Below are 14,078 nucleotides of genomic sequence, written 5' to 3'. Positions count from 1 at the left end.
AGGAGGGCGATCCGTTGACGACTGAGGACCGCACCCGGGACGGCTTCGCCGACTTCGTCCGGGCCGAGACCGCCGGGCTGACCCGGCTCGCGTACCTGCTGACCGGTGACCGGCATCATGCCGAGGACCTGGTCCAGGTGGCACTCGCTCGGGTCGCGGTGCGGTGGGAGCGGATCGCTGACCCGCGCGCCTACCTGCGCCGGGTGCTCTGCACGCAGGCGGCCAGTTGGTGGCGCTGGCGGCGGGCCCGCCCACCGGAGCGGCTGGACGGGGCGTTGCCGGAACGCCCCGGGCCGGGTGACGACACCGATCTGCGGCTGGTGCTGTCGGCGGCGCTGGCCCGGTTGACCGCGCGGCAGCGCGCGGTCCTCGTGCTGCGCTACTACGAGGACCGTACCGAGACGGAGACGGCGGAACTGCTCGGCTGCCGGGTCGGCACCGTGAAGAGTCAGACCCGCCACGCCCTCGGCCGACTCCGTGTCCTCGCCCCCGAGTTGGCCGAACTCGTCGGCCGTGACCCGCAGGAGGTGGCCCGGTGACCGCTCGGCTCTCCGAAGCGCTGCGTCGCCTCGCGGACGACGTGCCGCCCGCGCGCGTACCGGCGGGGCTCTTCGACGCGGCGCGGACCCGGCACCGTCGTCGCCGGGCCGTCGTCGCCGGCGCGCTCGCCGTCCTGGTCCTGCTCCTGGGCACCGGGTACGCGCTGCACCCGGTCGCCCTGCCGCTGCCCGCCAGCCCTCGGCACGACGCCCCGGGCCTGCCTACCCGGCTCGTCGATCCGCCCCTGCGGACCGCCTCGGTGCGGGCGTCGGCGCCGGGTGCCGCCGCGATGCTCTTCGGCGGTCCCGCCGTGCGCACCAACTGGTTCGAGACCCGGATGGCCGTGGTGGCGGCCGACGACGACCGCTACCGCGTGCTGAACGGGGATCCGGCCGTCGCGGGCTTCGAGGCGATGCTCTCCCCGGACGGCCGGTATGTCTGGATGGGCGCGTCGCTGCTCGATCTCACGTCCGGAAGGACCACCACGGATCGCCCGGACGGCTATCCACTCGCCTTCGCGCCCAACGGAAAACGCCTGGTCTACGCCGACGACGACACCACGTTCACGTCCCCGAACACCTACTCCACCCCGTACGTGGGGGTCTACGACCGGGATCGCGGAACCGACGTGCTGCGGGTGCGGGTCGGCACCACCTGGGTTCCGCCGGGGCGCACTGCCGCGCTGTCGCCGGACGGCGGCGACCTCGCCCTTCAGCTCCGTGACGAGGTCTGGCTGGCCCGGGTGGACGACGCGGGCGCGGATCGGGTGGCCGAGCCGTACCGGAAGCTGCCGTTGGCGGGCGGGCGGCTCGCCGGGGCCGGGTCCTGGCTGCCGGACGGCCGTTCGGTTGCTGTCCTCGGCCGGTCCACCTGCACCGACTGCCCGGTTCCGTCCTACCGACGCACCTGGACACTGGTCACCCGGTCCACAGTCGACGGCACTCCGCTGGCCGGCGCGGCGTTCCCGCCGCTGCGCTCCCGCTCGTTCGTGCAGCTGCTCGGCTGGCGCTCGGCGGACGAGGCGGTCGCGTTGGTCGGCGTACCGGGCCCGGCGGCGGTGGACAGCCCGGAGGAGCACGACGTCGCCTGGGGGCCCTATCACGAGGTCGGCACGGAGGCGGTGGAACTCGTGGTGCTACGTCGGGGGGCGACCGCGCCGGAGGTGCTCTTCCGGACGCCGGAGGGCATCACCGACCTGTCGGTCGCCGCCGACCTCGCGATCGACGGGGCGGTACGCGAATCCGGCCGCCCCCACTACGGGCCACCGCCGTTCTGGGCGCTCGCTGTGGGGTTCATCCTGGCGGTCCTGGTCGCGCTGCCCGTGCTGTCGTGGCTGCGACGCCGGCGCGCTCGACGGTCAGACCGACTCCTCCGCGGCGGCTGACCCCTCGTACACCTCGATGACCCGGGTCGTCGGGGCGGCCTCGCCGAGGGCGGCACGCAGGGCCGCCCGGTCCGGGTCGGCGAGGAACGACTCGTAGCCGGCCCGTCCGGCGAACCGGATCACGTGCACCTCGGTCTGCCCGTCGGTGCCGTGCAGTCGCCGTTCCAACCGGCCGCCGTGCCGTTCCAGCAGGGCCAGCACGGCGTCCTCGTAGCGCCGCCCGGCGGCCTCCGCCCCGACGGCGAACTCGACGATCGCGACGAGTGTCAGCTCATCGGCCCGGTCAGTCATCGAGACCGACCGCCTTGACGCTCGCCGCCCACAGCCGGGCGGCGAGCTGCGGATCGGCCGCCTTCCGGAGCGGTCGACGCGGGCGTCGGTCGACGTAGTACCCCCCGTTGATCAGCCGGGAACGCTCCTGTCTGGCCAACCACACCAGGGTCTCGGCGCCCTTCTCCGGGCTGCGGAACGGCATGAGACGCATGCCGATCGCGACGATCCTGCTGTCGTTGGCGAACCGGGTACGGACCACCCCGGGGTGGAAGCTGTATGCGGCAACGTCCGGCCAGCGCCGGGCCGCCTCGGCGGTGAACAGGACGTTCGCCTGCTTGCTGGTGCCGTACGCGCCCAGCGGCCAGTAACTACTCAGTGGCTTGTTCAGGTCGTCCGGGTCCAGTGCGCCGAAGCGGTGCGCGCCGGAGGCGGTCACCACGACCCGGCCCACCCGGTCGGCCAGCAGGTTGGTCAGCAGGAACGGGGCCAGGTGGTTTGCCTGGATGGACATCTCGAAGCCGTCGACGGTTTTCAGTGGTTGCAGCGCGATCGCGCCGGCGTTGTTGGCGAGCACGTCGATCCGGTCGTACGCCGCCCGGAGCCGCTCGGCCAGTCGGCGTACGTCGTCGAGGATCGCGAAGTCGGCCCGGAACAGCTCCGGACGTTCGCCGGAGGTCTCCCGAACCCGTTCGGCCGCAGCCTGCAGGCGGGCCGGGTCCCGCCCGACCAGCACCACCTGGTCGCCCCGGCAGGCCAGGTGCACGGCAGCGGCCAGCCCGATGCCGGAGCTGGCCCCGGTCACCACCACCAGTCGGCGCCCAGTGAGATCTTCCACAGGTCCATTCACCCCGGTCATGGCGCGAGGTTACCGTGACGTCACAACGCCCTTTGGGATCGTTAAGGTCCCGTATCTGTCGTCAGGTGGCGTCGGCATGCCCGCCGGACGCTGGAAGGAGCGCATCCATGGCCGCAGTCGGTCGCCCCCGCAGGTCCTGCCTCGCCGTGCCGGGTTCCAGCGTGAAGATGCTCGGCAAGGCCCAGGGCCTCCCGGCCGACCAGGTCTTCCTCGACCTGGAGGACGCCGTCGCCCCACTGGCCAAGCCGGACGCGCGCAAGAACATCGTGGCCGTCCTCAACGAGGGCGACTGGGCCGGCAAGACCCGGGTGGTCCGGGTCAACGACCTGACCACCCCGTGGACCTACCGGGACGTCATCGAGGTCGTCGAGGGCGCCGGCGCCAACCTGGACTGCATCATGCTGCCGAAGGTGCAGACCGCCGACCAGGTGCAGTGGCTGGACCTGACGCTCACCCAGATCGAGAAGACGATCGGCCTGGAGGTCGGCCGGATCGGCATCGAGGCGCAGATCGAGAACGCCGCCGGTCTGGTCAACGTGGATGCGATCGCCGCCGCCTCGCCGCGCGTGGAGACCATCATCTTCGGCCCGGCCGACTTCATGGCGTCGATCAACATGAAGTCGATGGTGGTCGGCGGCCTGATCCCGGACTACCCGGGCGACCCGTACCACTACATCCTCATGCGGATCCTGATGGCCGCGCGGATGCACGACAAGCAGGCCATTGACGGCCCGTTCCTACAGATCCGCGACGTCGACGCTTTCCGCGAGGTGGCCAAGCGCTCGGCCGCGCTGGGCTTCGACGGCAAGTGGGTGCTGCACCCGGGCCAGATCGACGCCGCCAACGAGGTCTACCAGCCGGCGCAGGCCGACTACGACCACGCCGAGTTGATCCTCGACGCGTACGAGCACTACACCTCGGAGGCCGGCGGCCGGCTCGGCGCCGTGATGCTCGGCGACGAGATGATCGACGAAGCGTCCCGCAAGATGGCGCTGGTGGTCGCCGCGAAGGGCCGGGCCGCCGGGATGAGCCGTACCTCGTCGTTCACCCCACCGGAGCAGTGACCGGCCGGGCCGGGACGACCGCCGCCGGCTGTCGAACCGGCCCGACAATCGCCGGTACGCCGGCCCGCCCGCTGGTCAGTAGCTGCTGCTGTCGTTGCTCGTCACGATCGCGTAGACGATAGCGGCAACGTAGAAGAGGATGACCAACACCAGGAACCCGGTGAGGATCCAGCCGACGATGATGGCAGCCTTCGCCATCCCCGCACCGCCCTCACCGCTGAGCCGGATCTGCTTCTGCGCGACGTGCCCGAGGATCGCGCCGATCGGCGCGGTGATGCAGGACGTGAAACCGATCAGGGCCAGCACGAACGCCGCGATGGCCATCCCGTTGGTCTTCGGCGGCTGCGGGTAGCCGTAGCCGGGGTACTGCGGCGGGTAACCGGGCGCGTATCCGGGCGCGGCGTATCCGGGCATCGGCTGGGTCGCCGGCTGCTTCGCTCCGGCGTACGGGTCGACCGGGGCGTACGGGTCCGGGGCGTACGGGCTGGTCGCGTACGGGCTGGGCGCGTACGGGTCGACCGGGCCAGGTTGCGCGGGCACCGGCTGACCGGCCACCAGGGTCGGATCCGGTGCGGGGCTCGACGGCTGGGCCGACCACGTGGGGTCGCTCCAGTTGCCGGGCGGCGGGGGATTGGTCATACGAACTCTCCGTCAGGTTGGGGTGCGCAGACAGGGTAGCCAGCGCTGCCCAAACCCGACGCCCCCGCTTCCGGGTGCCGCGTTGCTCGGGCCGGTCGTAACGGGCAGGATCCCTGACATGGCATACGACGCGCGCGCCGCGGACCGCTCCGGCAGTCGACCCCGACGGGACGTCAGCCGCCCGGGTGCGGCCCGGCGCGCCCGGACGGCCCCCCCGGCGGGCAGCCCCGGCCCCGACGAGCCGGTCGCGCTCACCGACCCGGTCACCATGCGCCTCGACGGGCGGGTCGCCCTGGTCACCGGGGCGGGCAGCCCGGACGGCATCGGGTACGCCACCGCCCGTCGACTCGCCGACCTGGGCGCGCGGGTGGCCATCGTCTCCACCACCCGACGCATCCACGAGCGGGCGACCGAGCTGGGGGTGACCGGTTTCGTCGCCGACCTGACCGACGAGTCCGAGGTCGGCGCGTTGGCCGATGCCGTCGCCGAGCAGTTGGGCGACGTCGAGGTGCTGGTCAACAACGCCGGCCTGGCCAGTCGCGCCAGCCAGGGGGTGCTGCGGCCGGTAGCGCAGCTCACCTACGACGAGTGGCGCGGCGAGATCGACCGCAACCTCTCCACCGCGTTCCTGTGCAGCCGGGCGTTCATCGGGGGGATGGCCGAGCGGGGTTGGGGTCGGATCGTCAACCTGGCGGCCACGGCCGGCCCGGTCAACGCCCTGCCCACCGAGGCCGCGTACGCCGCGGCGAAGGCCGGGGTCGTCGGGCTGACCCGGGCCCTGGCCATGGAGATGATCGCCGACGGGGTGACCGTCAATGCGGTGGCGCCCGGCACCATCTACACCGCGGCGTCCACCATGGCCGAGATCAAGCAGGGGTTGGGCACCCCGGTGGGGCGGCCGGGCACGCCGGACGAGGTCGCCGCGGCGATCAGCTTCCTCTGCTCGCCGGCCGCCTCGTACATCACCGGGCAGATGCTCGTGGTGGACGGCGGCAACAGCGTCCGCGAGGCCCGCTTCCGCTGACCTTGACGGGCCACACCGGCCCGTTCGTCAGTAGCTGCCACTGTCGCCGGAGTTGCTGAAGGCCACCAGCGCCAGCCAGCCACAGCAGGCCAGCACTGTGAGCCCGGTGAAGACGTAGCCCAGGATCAGTCCCCAGGTCGCGAGCTGGTCGCCCTCCTCGCCGCTGGTACGGATCTGCCGCTTGGCCACGTGACCGAGGACGGCGCCGGCCGGCGGAAAGACGAAGGCGAACACCAGCGACAGGATCGCCAGCACGTTCGTGCCCCGACCCGGCCCGGCGGGCGGTGGACCGTACTGGCCGTAGGGGCCCTGCGGGGGGTACGGCGGTTGCTGACTCCAGTGCGCCGACTGCTGCGGCCCCTGGTGGCCGTACGGCGACGGTTCGCCCTCCGGCGGCCCGTACGGTGAGCGTTCCGCTGGCAGCTCGTACGCCGGCTGGTCCGGCTGCGGCGCGTACGGTGACTGGCCGGCCGGCGGTGGCGCGTACGGCGACTGGTCCTTCGGTGGCTCGTAGGGTGACGGCGGCGGCTCGTCCTCGGGCGGTCCCGACGGCGGTGGGTAGCTCACAGCTGTCCTCCTCCTGCCGGTGCCGGAAAAGTCCCTCTTGCCGGACGCTACCCGCAGCGGTGAACCTTTTCACAGCGGTTGTGTGGACTGGTCACCTTGGCCTCCTCGACCCGAGGGGCCGATACTGACCCAGCGTTCAGTTACCCATGAGTAGTGCGCGGATCCCCGGAGGCTGAGATGGCCCGACTCGCCCAGACGCCCGGCCTGACCGATGTGCAACAGTCGATCCTGGAGACCGTTCGGGACTTCGCCGACAAGGAGATCATCCCGCACGCGCAGCGGCTGGAGCACGCCGACGAGTACCCCACCGACATCCTCGACGGCATGCGCGAGATGGGGCTGTTCGGCCTCACCATCGACGAGGAGCACGGCGGCCTCGGCGAATCACTGCTCACCTACGCGCTGGTGGTGGAGCAGTTGTCCCGCGGCTGGATGTCGATCTCCGGCATCGTCAACACCCACTTCATCGTGGCGTACCTGATCTCCCAGCACGGCTCCGCCGAGCAGAAGGCCCGGCTGCTGCCGAAGATGGCCACCGGCGAGGTGCGGGGAGCGTTCTCCATGTCCGAGCCCGAGACCGGCTCCGACGTCTCGGCGATCAAGTCCCGGGCCGTCCGCGACGGCGACCAGTACGTGCTCAACGGGCAGAAGATGTGGCTCACCAACGGGGCCTACTCCTCGGTGGTGGCCACCCTGGTCAAGACCGACACCGGCGCGGAGTCCGTCTACGGCAACATGAGCACCTTCCTGCTGGAGAAGGAGCCGGGCTTCGGCGAGACCGCCCCCGGCCTCACCATCCCCGGCAAGATCGAAAAGATGGGTTACAAGGGCGTCGAGACCACCGAGATGGTGCTCGACGGCGTCACGGTGCCCGACTCAGCGATCCTCGGCGGCGCCGACCAGGTGGGTCGCGGCTTCTACCAGATGATGGACGGCATCGAGGTGGGCCGGGTCAACGTGGCAGCCCGCGCCTGCGGCATCTCCATCCGCGCCTTCGAGCTGGCGGTGAGCTACGCCCAGCAGCGCAAGACCTTCGGCCAGCCTCTCGCCAAGCACCAGGCGATCGCCTTCAAGCTCGCCGAGATGGGCACGAAGATTGAGGCCGCGCACGCCCTCATGGTCAACGCCGCCCGGCTCAAGGACGCCGGCCAGCGCAACGACGTGGAGGCCGGGATGGCCAAGCTGCTCGCCTCCGAATATTGCGCCGAGGTCGTCCAGGAGGCGTTCCGCATCCACGGCGGCTACGGCTACTCCAAGGAGTACGAGATCGAGCGGCTGATGCGGGAGGCCCCGTTCCTGCTCATCGGCGAGGGCACCTCGGAGATTCAGAAGACCATCATCTCCCGAGGCCTCCTCAAGGAATACAAGCTCTAACCCCGCCCAGCCCCCCGCGATCTTGCACTTTCGGTTGCCCGATTGACCCTCATGCCGGGTTTGTCGCGACAGTAAGTGCAAGATCGCGGCGGGGGTGGGGGTGGGTCAGGGCAGGCGGGTCAGGTTGGCGGCGGCGCGTTCGACGATGAGGCAGCGGTCTTCGACGTAGTCCATGCCGGCCTCCTCGGCGATCCGCCGCGCCTCGGCCGAGACGATGCCCAGTTGCAGCCAGACCGCGGGAGCGCCGATCGCCGCCGCGTCCCGGACCACCTGCACGGCGTCAGCCGCCGGTCGGAACACGTCCACCAGGTCCACGGGGTGCGGAATGTCGGCGAGGGTCTTGTAGGCCCGTTCCCCGAACAGTTCGTCGACAGTCGGGTTGACCGGGATGATGCGCCAGCCGTACTGCTGCATCTGCAACGGCACGCCGTGCGCGGCCTTGAACGGGTCGCGGGACGCGCCCACGACGGCGATCACGGCGGATTCGGCGAGGATCTGCTGAGCGGTACGCACCCGCCGACTGTAGCTCCGATCAGAGCAGCGTCAGCTGCTCGGCTGACGGTGGCGGCGACTCGGGCAGGCTGCGGTTGTCGCCCCGCTCCCCGCGGTGCAACCCGTGTCGCCGGGCGGCGATCCGCACCCGTGCGGTCAACTCCCGCTGGTACGCCTGCGGCGTGTACGCGCCGGCCCGGTAGAGCTCGCGGTAGCGGGGCACGAGGTGCGGGTGCTCGCGGGCGAGCCAGTGCGCGTACCACTCCCGAGCCCCCGGACGCAGGTGCAGCGGCAGGGCGGTCACGCTCGTCGCGCCGGCGGCGGCGATGGCTGAGACGGTGGCGTCGATCGACTCGTCGCTGTCGCTGAGGCCGGGCAGGATCGGGGCCATCAGCACCCCGACGGAGAAGCCGGCGTCGGCGAGCGCCCGGACGGCGTCCAGTCGGCGGCGGGGGTGTGGTGTGCCCGGTTCGACGGTGCGCCAGAGGTGTTCGTCGACGAAACCCACCGAGAAGGAGATGCCCACCGTGGTCACCTCGGCGGCCTGACGCAGGAGTGGCAGGTCGCGCAGGATCAGCGTGCCCTTGGTGAGGATCGAGAACGGGTTCGCGAAGTCTCGCAGGGCACCGATGATCTGCGGCATCAGCCGGTAGCGACCCTCGGCCCGCTGGTAGCAGTCCACGTTGGTGCCCATCGCCACGTGGGCGCCCCGCCAGCGCGGCGCGGCCAGCTCCCGCCGGACCAGCTCACCGGCGTTGACCTTGACGATCACCTTCCGGTCGAAGTCCGCACCGGCGTCGAGATCGAGATAGGTGTGAGTATTTCTCGCGAAACAATAAGTGCAGGCATGAGAGCAGCCTCGGTACGGGTTGATCGTCCACTCGAACGGAACGCGGGACTGCCCGGGCACCCGGTTGAGGATGGACTTGGCTTGCACCTCGTAGAAGGTCATCCCGGCGAACTCGGGGGTGTCGAAGGTGCGGGCGACGGCGCCGGGCAGCGCCAGCGGCAGGGGTGGCGTCGCTGGCGCTGCCCGCTCGGGGTCTCCCTCGACCGGGGGAGCGGTGAGGTTGTCCCAGCGCATGGGCACTATTCGAACACGTGTACGAGGCAAGCGCAAGTGACCCGCCGTACACCGGTGGGCGTCCGGGTGGTCGGAGAGGGAAGGATGGGAGCCATGGAGACGTCGACCTTCGTCTACGACGGGGACTGCGCGTTCTGCACGAGCTGTGCGGAGTTCATCGAGCGCCGCATCCCCACCGCCGCACGCGTGGTGCCCTGGCAGTTCGCCGACCTGGACGCGCTCGGCCTCAGCGTGGCCGAGTGCGAGGAGGCCGTGCAGTGGGTCGGCGCGGACGGCTCACGCGCGGCCGGTCCGGACGCCATCGCGAAGCTGCTCGCCGCGAGTGGTCCGCTCTGGCGGGTCGCCGGCGCTGGCCTGCGGATTCCTCCGGTACGCGTCGCGGCCTGGCCGTTGTACCGCTGGGTGGCGCGCAACCGGCACCGACTTCCCGGTGGCACGGCGGCCTGCTCCCTGCCGCAGGAGGCCCGGGAGCGGCTCTACGGGCCGGCCGGTCGCCCGACCACCGGCGCCTGATCGTCGCGTGCCGGCCCCGAGCCGGCTGTCACCGGGCCCTGGTCGGTCGGCACCGGGTCGACGTCGGCCGGGCGCGGCACCGAGGCGTCCGTCGTGGCCGCCTCGGGAGAGCCGCGGCCGACGAGCCGGCGCGCCCAGACCAGCGGGCGCACCCGCTCCAGCGGCAGGAAGCTGGTCATCGCGGCCAGGTGCGGCGCGAACGAGATCGTGATGGTCGCGATGGTGACCGCGTGGAACGAGTAGAAGAAGCCGACCATGGCGAGTCGCCAGCGGGGTGGCAGGAAGAAGACCACCGGGCTCAGCAGTTCGAACGCCACGATGCCGAACTGGGCGACGATCAGCAGGTACGGCACCTGGGCGATGAGGTCGGCCAGGTCGGTGCCGCGCCGGATGATCGCGCGGGCCAGTACCGAGCCGGTCAGCCAGTCCAGGCCGCCGAACCGCAGCTTGGCGAAGGCGGCCAGGAAGTACGTGCAGATCACCGCGATCTGGGTGACGCGTAGGGCCCAGCCGCCGGCCTCGGTGCGGGTGGTGTCGCCGTGTCGCGCGCGGCCGGCGGTGGGCAGCACGGCCAGTGCGACGAGCAGCCCGAACCGGTCGTGGTCGACCTTCCCGTAGCTCATCGCGATGATCATCCACTCCAGGTACAGCGCGCACACCGCCCAGCCGAGCAGCCGGGGCGCTCGTCCGGTGGCGGCGAGGAGGGCGAGCAGCAGCAACGCCCAGAAGATCACCGTCACCAGCGTCTCGGTTGGCGTCGGCAGTGGGAGCAGGCGGCCGATCAGGAGTGGTTGGTACAGGTCGCCGGGCACGCTTACCCGGGTGCGCACCCAGGGGGTGAAGATCACCAGGTCGGCGGCGACGAACAGGTAGATCAGGGTGCGGAAGGCGGCCACCCGGCCCCGGGGTACGGCCTCGGTCAACCAGCGGTTCATCGGGCGGCCTGCCAGCTCACGACGGTCTGGTCGGTGTGCTCGCCGGTCGGTCGGCCGGCGCGGATGCCGTGCCAGCGGATGACGATGCGGACCTCGACCAGCGCGGGGGCGTCCGGGTGGCGTTCGGCGTACGCGTCGGCGACCTCGGTGAGCAGCGTCGGGTCGGCGGCGTATCGGGCCTGCTGGCCCTCGATCTCGGCGCGGCGGATGCCTGTCGCGTTCTGGTCGAGGTCGATCACCGCCCCGGAGCTGTTCACCCCCTCGACGCGGGTGTCAGGGGCGGGTGCGTTCGGCGGGTTGGAGGTGGAGTACATCCGGAACGGGCCGAACGGGAAATCGTCGTCGCTGCCCCAGAAGGTGCCGACGACGAGCAGGACGAGGCCGAGTGCGGTCGCGCCCAGCCGGGTCACGCGCCCGCGGGTGGTCAGATTCTCCATCGGGTCGTGACGATACGGGATGTACCGACGGCCTCGGGTCCCTCCGATGGCCAGTTCGGCCCGACCAGGCAGGTGATCATGGGTGGAGTCGGCGGGTACGACGAAGGCCGGGCCCGTACCGGGCCCGGCCTCGCGTGTCGTCGTGGGGACGACTCAGTGGTTGTGCTCGGCCAGCTGCTTGCGGACGTCGTCCATGTCCAGCGCCTCGACCTGCTCGATCAGGTTCTCCAGCGCGGACTCGGGAAGGGCGCCCGGCTGGGCGAAGACGATGACGCCGTCGCGGATCGCCATGATCGTCGGGATCGAGCGAATGTCGAACTTGGCGCCCAGCTCCTGCTGAGCTTCAGTGTCGACCTTGCCGAAGACGATGTTCTGGTGCTTCTCCGAGGAGCGCTCGTAGACCGGGGCGAACCGCTTGCACGGACCACACCAGTCGGCCCAGAAGTCGACCAGGACGATGCCGTCGTTGCCGGTCACCTCGTCGAAGTTCGTCGAGGTCAGCTCAACGGTTGCCATTGCACTCTCCGATCACCGCGGTTTATCTACGTCCCGTAGAACCAGGGCTGACCGTATCGAATTCCCGGGGGGTGGGGCACGAAACGTGCCCGGGGCTGCCGGGGGGTGCCGACGGTCATCGACAAGCATCTGTTCACACCCGACCTGCGGAACGCAAGTGCATGACGCACTTGCGTGACCTGCGGTGATGGGAGCGTTTCCAGGGAGATCCACGCGATTGAGCACTACGAATCGGTAACTTGGGCCTTGACAAGGAGGTATCCGGCCTGCAGAGATCGCTGATCAACCTCCGCTTCGTCACTCACGGTAGTGTTACAAAAAGATAAATGTGATCGCGACCTCTGTTGAAGCTACGCACCCGTAGGGCAGAATTCCTCACATCAGAGCGTGGGCGGCGGGTGCCGGGGAGGGCCCCGCCGCTCATTGCGTCTCCCCCCAGGCGAGTGACCGGTGTGACATTTCCGCCGCCGCCGCGCCCCGCCGGTCGCCTTAACCATCGGTAAGGCATGCTGTGCCGAACTCCATCGCCGCCCGTCGAAGGGACCAGCATGCAGTTCGGTCGCTACTACGAGGAGTTCGAGGTCGGCGCGGTCTACCGGCACTGGCCGGGCAAGACCGTCACCGAGTACGACGACCACCTCTTCTGCCTGCTCACCATGAACCACCACCCGCTGCACATGGACGCGCACTACGCCGCGACGGCCAGCCAGTTCAAGCGCAACGTCGTGGTCGGCAACTACATCTACTCGCTGCTGCTCGGCATGTCGGTGCCCGATGTGAGTGGCAAGGCGATCGCCAACCTGGAGGTCGAGTCGCTGCGGCACGTCGCGCCGACCTTCCACGGCGACACGATCTACGGCGAGACCACGGTGCTGGACAAGCGAGAGTCCGGCTCGAAGCCCGACCGGGGTGTGGTGTCGGTGGAGACCCGCGGCTACAACCAGGACGGCACGATGGTCTGCGTCTTCCGGCGCAAGGTCATGGTGCCGAAGCGGGAGTACGCGGCCGCCGCGGTGCCCGACGGCGTGGATCCGGAGCGGCCCAGCTTCCCCGAGCCGCGCTGACAGGTCGCGGCGGGCTACGACCGTCGACGAACACCGGCCTCCTTCCCCGGCGCGGGTCTGCTGGGGAAGGGGTCCGGTGCCCGTCGCGGGGCATATGCTGACGCCGGAGGTTCCGATGAGCCACTCCGTCGCGGGAGAGCCGCCCTCTGCCGGCCGCCGAGCCGCACCCTTGACCACCGCTGTCTACTCCGCCGTCGAGTGGGATCTGCTCACCAGCCTGCCCGGTCGGGTCCTCGTGGCCGCCGCGGCACCGGGGCCTGACCGGACGGAGCGTGGAGTGATGGCCGGCCTGGCCGGTCTGGATGCCGTGGCCGCGGGCCGAGCCTCCGACAGCGACCTGGTCCGGGCGGTGGTCGCCACGATCTACGCCCGCCACGACGGCACCCCACAACCCGCCGAGCGGCTCACCGACCTGGTGGACCTGCTGGCCGCCTGCCGGGCGGCGAGCCGGGTCCTCCGGCGGCGGGCCGACCCCGCCGACTCGGCCGCGTACCGCCAGTGGGTGCAGTCGGTCGCGGCCCGGGTCTGTCGCGCGGTGCCCGGCACCGGCACGCGCCGGGTGGACCCACCGGCCAGCCCGGCGGACCGGCGCTTCCTGGACCGGCTCGGTGCCGCCCTCGACCTGGGCTGACCGGCAGGTCGGCGCAGCCGACGGCGACGCGGTCCGTACCCTCTGATGACCGTGACCGACGACCAGCTTGAGGTGGGCGTGGGCCCCTGGCAGGGGGACCCGCCGGACGACAGCCGCTTCGACCCGCAACTGCTCGCGGAGGGAGACCGGCGCAACGTCGTCGACCGCTACCGCTACTGGCGGCACGAGGCGATCGTCGCCGACCTGGACCGGCACCGGCACGGCTTCCACGTCGCGATCGAGAACTGGCAGCACGACTTCAACATCGGCACCGTGGTGCGCAACGCCAACGCGTTCAACGCCGCCGAGGTGCACATCGTCGGACGCCGACGGTGGAACCGGCGCGGCGCGATGGTGACCGACAGGTACCAGCACGTACGGCACCACGAGACGATCGAGGAGTTCGTCGCCTGGGCGGCCGAGCGGCAACTGCCGGTGTTCGGCATCGACAACCTGCCCGGGTCGCGTCCGCTGGAGACCGGCACCCTGCCGCGGGACTGCGTGCTGCTGTTCGGCCAGGAGGGCCCCGGCCTCTCCGCGCCTGCCCGTGCCGCCTGCCACCAGCTCTACTCCATCGCCCAGTACGGCTCGACGAGGTCGATCAACGCGGGGGTGGCCAGCGGAATCGCCATGCACGCCTGGATCCGCGCGCACGCCGGTACGCCGCCGGACTGACCCACGTACG

The 14,078-nt window shown here is 70.9% G+C and carries 18 protein-coding genes; 9 read left to right on the top strand and 9 right to left on the bottom strand.

What is annotated here, in order from left to right:
- The first annotated feature begins 14 nt into the window (after window positions 1–14).
- Together AB0B68_RS20155 and AB0B68_RS20150 are read left to right on the top strand one after the other, a co-directional pair.
- Window positions 15–539, top strand: coding sequence for a SigE family RNA polymerase sigma factor (locus tag AB0B68_RS20155; protein WP_279515046.1), 525 nt, complete (start codon window positions 15–17; stop codon window positions 537–539).
- The gene (locus AB0B68_RS20150; RefSeq protein WP_357261695.1) at window positions 536–1,924 is read left to right on the top strand and encodes a hypothetical protein; all 1,389 of its coding nucleotides are present in this window, start codon (window positions 536–538) and stop codon (window positions 1,922–1,924) included. Before AB0B68_RS20155 ends, AB0B68_RS20150 begins: the two co-directional genes overlap by 4 nt.
- Here the strand turns inward: AB0B68_RS20150 and AB0B68_RS20145 are convergent.
- Window positions 1,898–2,215 (bottom strand): hypothetical protein, encoded by a 318-nt coding sequence (locus AB0B68_RS20145; protein WP_357195490.1) that lies wholly within the window; start codon window positions 2,213–2,215, stop codon window positions 1,898–1,900. The two genes, AB0B68_RS20150 and AB0B68_RS20145, sit on opposite strands and share 27 nt — an antisense overlap.
- Window positions 2,208–3,032: an SDR family NAD(P)-dependent oxidoreductase gene (locus AB0B68_RS20140; RefSeq protein ID WP_357195567.1), complete on the bottom strand. Its 825-nt coding sequence runs from the start codon at window positions 3,030–3,032 to the stop codon at window positions 2,208–2,210. The genes AB0B68_RS20145 and AB0B68_RS20140 overlap by 8 nt, the downstream gene beginning before the upstream one ends.
- 128 nt (window positions 3,033–3,160) lie before the next feature.
- On the opposite strand from AB0B68_RS20140, the gene AB0B68_RS20135 reads away from it, so the two are divergent.
- Window positions 3,161–4,117 carry a CoA ester lyase gene (locus tag AB0B68_RS20135; protein WP_357195487.1) on the top strand — a complete coding sequence of 319 codons (957 nt, stop codon included), beginning with the start codon at window positions 3,161–3,163 and terminating at the stop codon, window positions 4,115–4,117.
- Between the two features lie 75 nt (window positions 4,118–4,192).
- Here the strand turns inward: AB0B68_RS20135 and AB0B68_RS20130 are convergent, their stop codons facing one another.
- On the bottom strand, window positions 4,193–4,756 hold the full coding sequence (locus AB0B68_RS20130) for a DUF4190 domain-containing protein (RefSeq protein WP_357261692.1): 564 nt from the start codon (window positions 4,754–4,756) through the stop codon (window positions 4,193–4,195).
- A gap of 118 nt (window positions 4,757–4,874) precedes the next feature.
- On the opposite strand from AB0B68_RS20130, the gene AB0B68_RS20125 reads away from it, so the two are divergent.
- Window positions 4,875–5,780 (top strand): SDR family NAD(P)-dependent oxidoreductase, encoded by a 906-nt coding sequence (locus tag AB0B68_RS20125; protein ID WP_357195481.1) that lies wholly within the window; start codon window positions 4,875–4,877, stop codon window positions 5,778–5,780.
- A 27-nt stretch (window positions 5,781–5,807) separates the two neighbouring features.
- Here the strand turns inward: AB0B68_RS20125 and AB0B68_RS20120 are convergent, their stop codons facing one another.
- The gene (locus tag AB0B68_RS20120; RefSeq protein WP_357195478.1) at window positions 5,808–6,347 is read right to left on the bottom strand and encodes a DUF4190 domain-containing protein; all 540 of its coding nucleotides are present in this window, start codon (window positions 6,345–6,347) and stop codon (window positions 5,808–5,810) included.
- 177 nt (window positions 6,348–6,524) lie between these two features.
- Here AB0B68_RS20120 and AB0B68_RS20115 point away from each other — a divergent pair, with 177 nt between their 5' ends.
- Window positions 6,525–7,721, top strand: a complete 1,197-nt coding sequence (locus tag AB0B68_RS20115) for an acyl-CoA dehydrogenase family protein (protein WP_357195564.1) — start codon at window positions 6,525–6,527, stop codon at window positions 7,719–7,721.
- 105 nt (window positions 7,722–7,826) lie between these two features.
- Here the strand turns inward: AB0B68_RS20115 and AB0B68_RS20110 are convergent, their stop codons facing one another.
- Window positions 7,827–8,234 (bottom strand): CoA-binding protein, encoded by a 408-nt coding sequence (locus AB0B68_RS20110; RefSeq protein WP_357195475.1) that lies wholly within the window; start codon window positions 8,232–8,234, stop codon window positions 7,827–7,829.
- 19 nt (window positions 8,235–8,253) lie between these two features.
- Window positions 8,254–9,297 carry an Rv2578c family radical SAM protein gene (locus AB0B68_RS20105; RefSeq protein WP_357261689.1) on the bottom strand — a complete coding sequence of 348 codons (1,044 nt, stop codon included), beginning with the start codon at window positions 9,295–9,297 and terminating at the stop codon, window positions 8,254–8,256.
- Between the two features lie 93 nt (window positions 9,298–9,390).
- On the opposite strand from AB0B68_RS20105, the gene AB0B68_RS20100 reads away from it, so the two are divergent.
- Window positions 9,391–9,810 carry a DUF393 domain-containing protein gene (locus AB0B68_RS20100; protein WP_112620689.1) on the top strand — a complete coding sequence of 140 codons (420 nt, stop codon included), beginning with the start codon at window positions 9,391–9,393 and terminating at the stop codon, window positions 9,808–9,810.
- On the opposite strand, the gene AB0B68_RS20095 is transcribed toward AB0B68_RS20100, so the two are convergent.
- The 3 genes from AB0B68_RS20095 to trxA all read right to left on the bottom strand — a co-directional run bounded on the left by AB0B68_RS20095 (window position 9,774) and on the right by trxA (window position 11,698).
- Window positions 9,774–10,745 (bottom strand): HTTM domain-containing protein, encoded by a 972-nt coding sequence (locus AB0B68_RS20095; RefSeq protein ID WP_357195468.1) that lies wholly within the window; start codon window positions 10,743–10,745, stop codon window positions 9,774–9,776. The two genes, AB0B68_RS20100 and AB0B68_RS20095, sit on opposite strands and share 37 nt — an antisense overlap.
- Entirely contained in the window at window positions 10,742–11,182 is a 441-nt protein-coding gene (locus tag AB0B68_RS20090) for a hypothetical protein (RefSeq protein ID WP_355005113.1), read from the bottom strand. Before AB0B68_RS20090 ends, AB0B68_RS20095 begins: the two co-directional genes overlap by 4 nt.
- Before the next feature lie 153 nt (window positions 11,183–11,335).
- Complete coding sequence (gene trxA / locus AB0B68_RS20085) at window positions 11,336–11,698, bottom strand: thioredoxin (RefSeq protein ID WP_007455291.1); 363 nt, start codon at window positions 11,696–11,698, stop codon at window positions 11,336–11,338.
- Between the two features lie 548 nt (window positions 11,699–12,246).
- Here trxA and AB0B68_RS20080 point away from each other — a divergent pair.
- The 3 genes from AB0B68_RS20080 to AB0B68_RS20070 all read left to right on the top strand — a co-directional run bounded on the left by AB0B68_RS20080 (window position 12,247) and on the right by AB0B68_RS20070 (window position 14,068).
- Window positions 12,247–12,762, top strand: a complete 516-nt coding sequence (locus tag AB0B68_RS20080; protein WP_030486570.1) for a MaoC family dehydratase — start codon at window positions 12,247–12,249, stop codon at window positions 12,760–12,762.
- A 94-nt stretch (window positions 12,763–12,856) separates the two neighbouring features.
- Window positions 12,857–13,393 (top strand): hypothetical protein, encoded by a 537-nt coding sequence (locus AB0B68_RS20075; protein WP_357261686.1) that lies wholly within the window; start codon window positions 12,857–12,859, stop codon window positions 13,391–13,393.
- Window positions 13,394–13,444: 51 nt separating this feature from the next.
- Window positions 13,445–14,068: an RNA methyltransferase gene (locus AB0B68_RS20070; protein WP_357195561.1), complete on the top strand. Its 624-nt coding sequence runs from the start codon at window positions 13,445–13,447 to the stop codon at window positions 14,066–14,068.
- The last annotated feature ends 10 nt before the right edge of the window (window positions 14,069–14,078 follow it).

The sequence above is a fragment of the Micromonospora sp. NPDC049049 genome, from assembly GCF_040649115.1.
In the GTDB taxonomy this organism is placed as follows: Bacteria; Actinomycetota; Actinomycetes; order Mycobacteriales; family Micromonosporaceae; genus Micromonospora.
The sequence above is the reverse complement of the archived record's forward strand: the minus strand, read 5'-3'. Positions and strand labels throughout refer to the sequence as shown.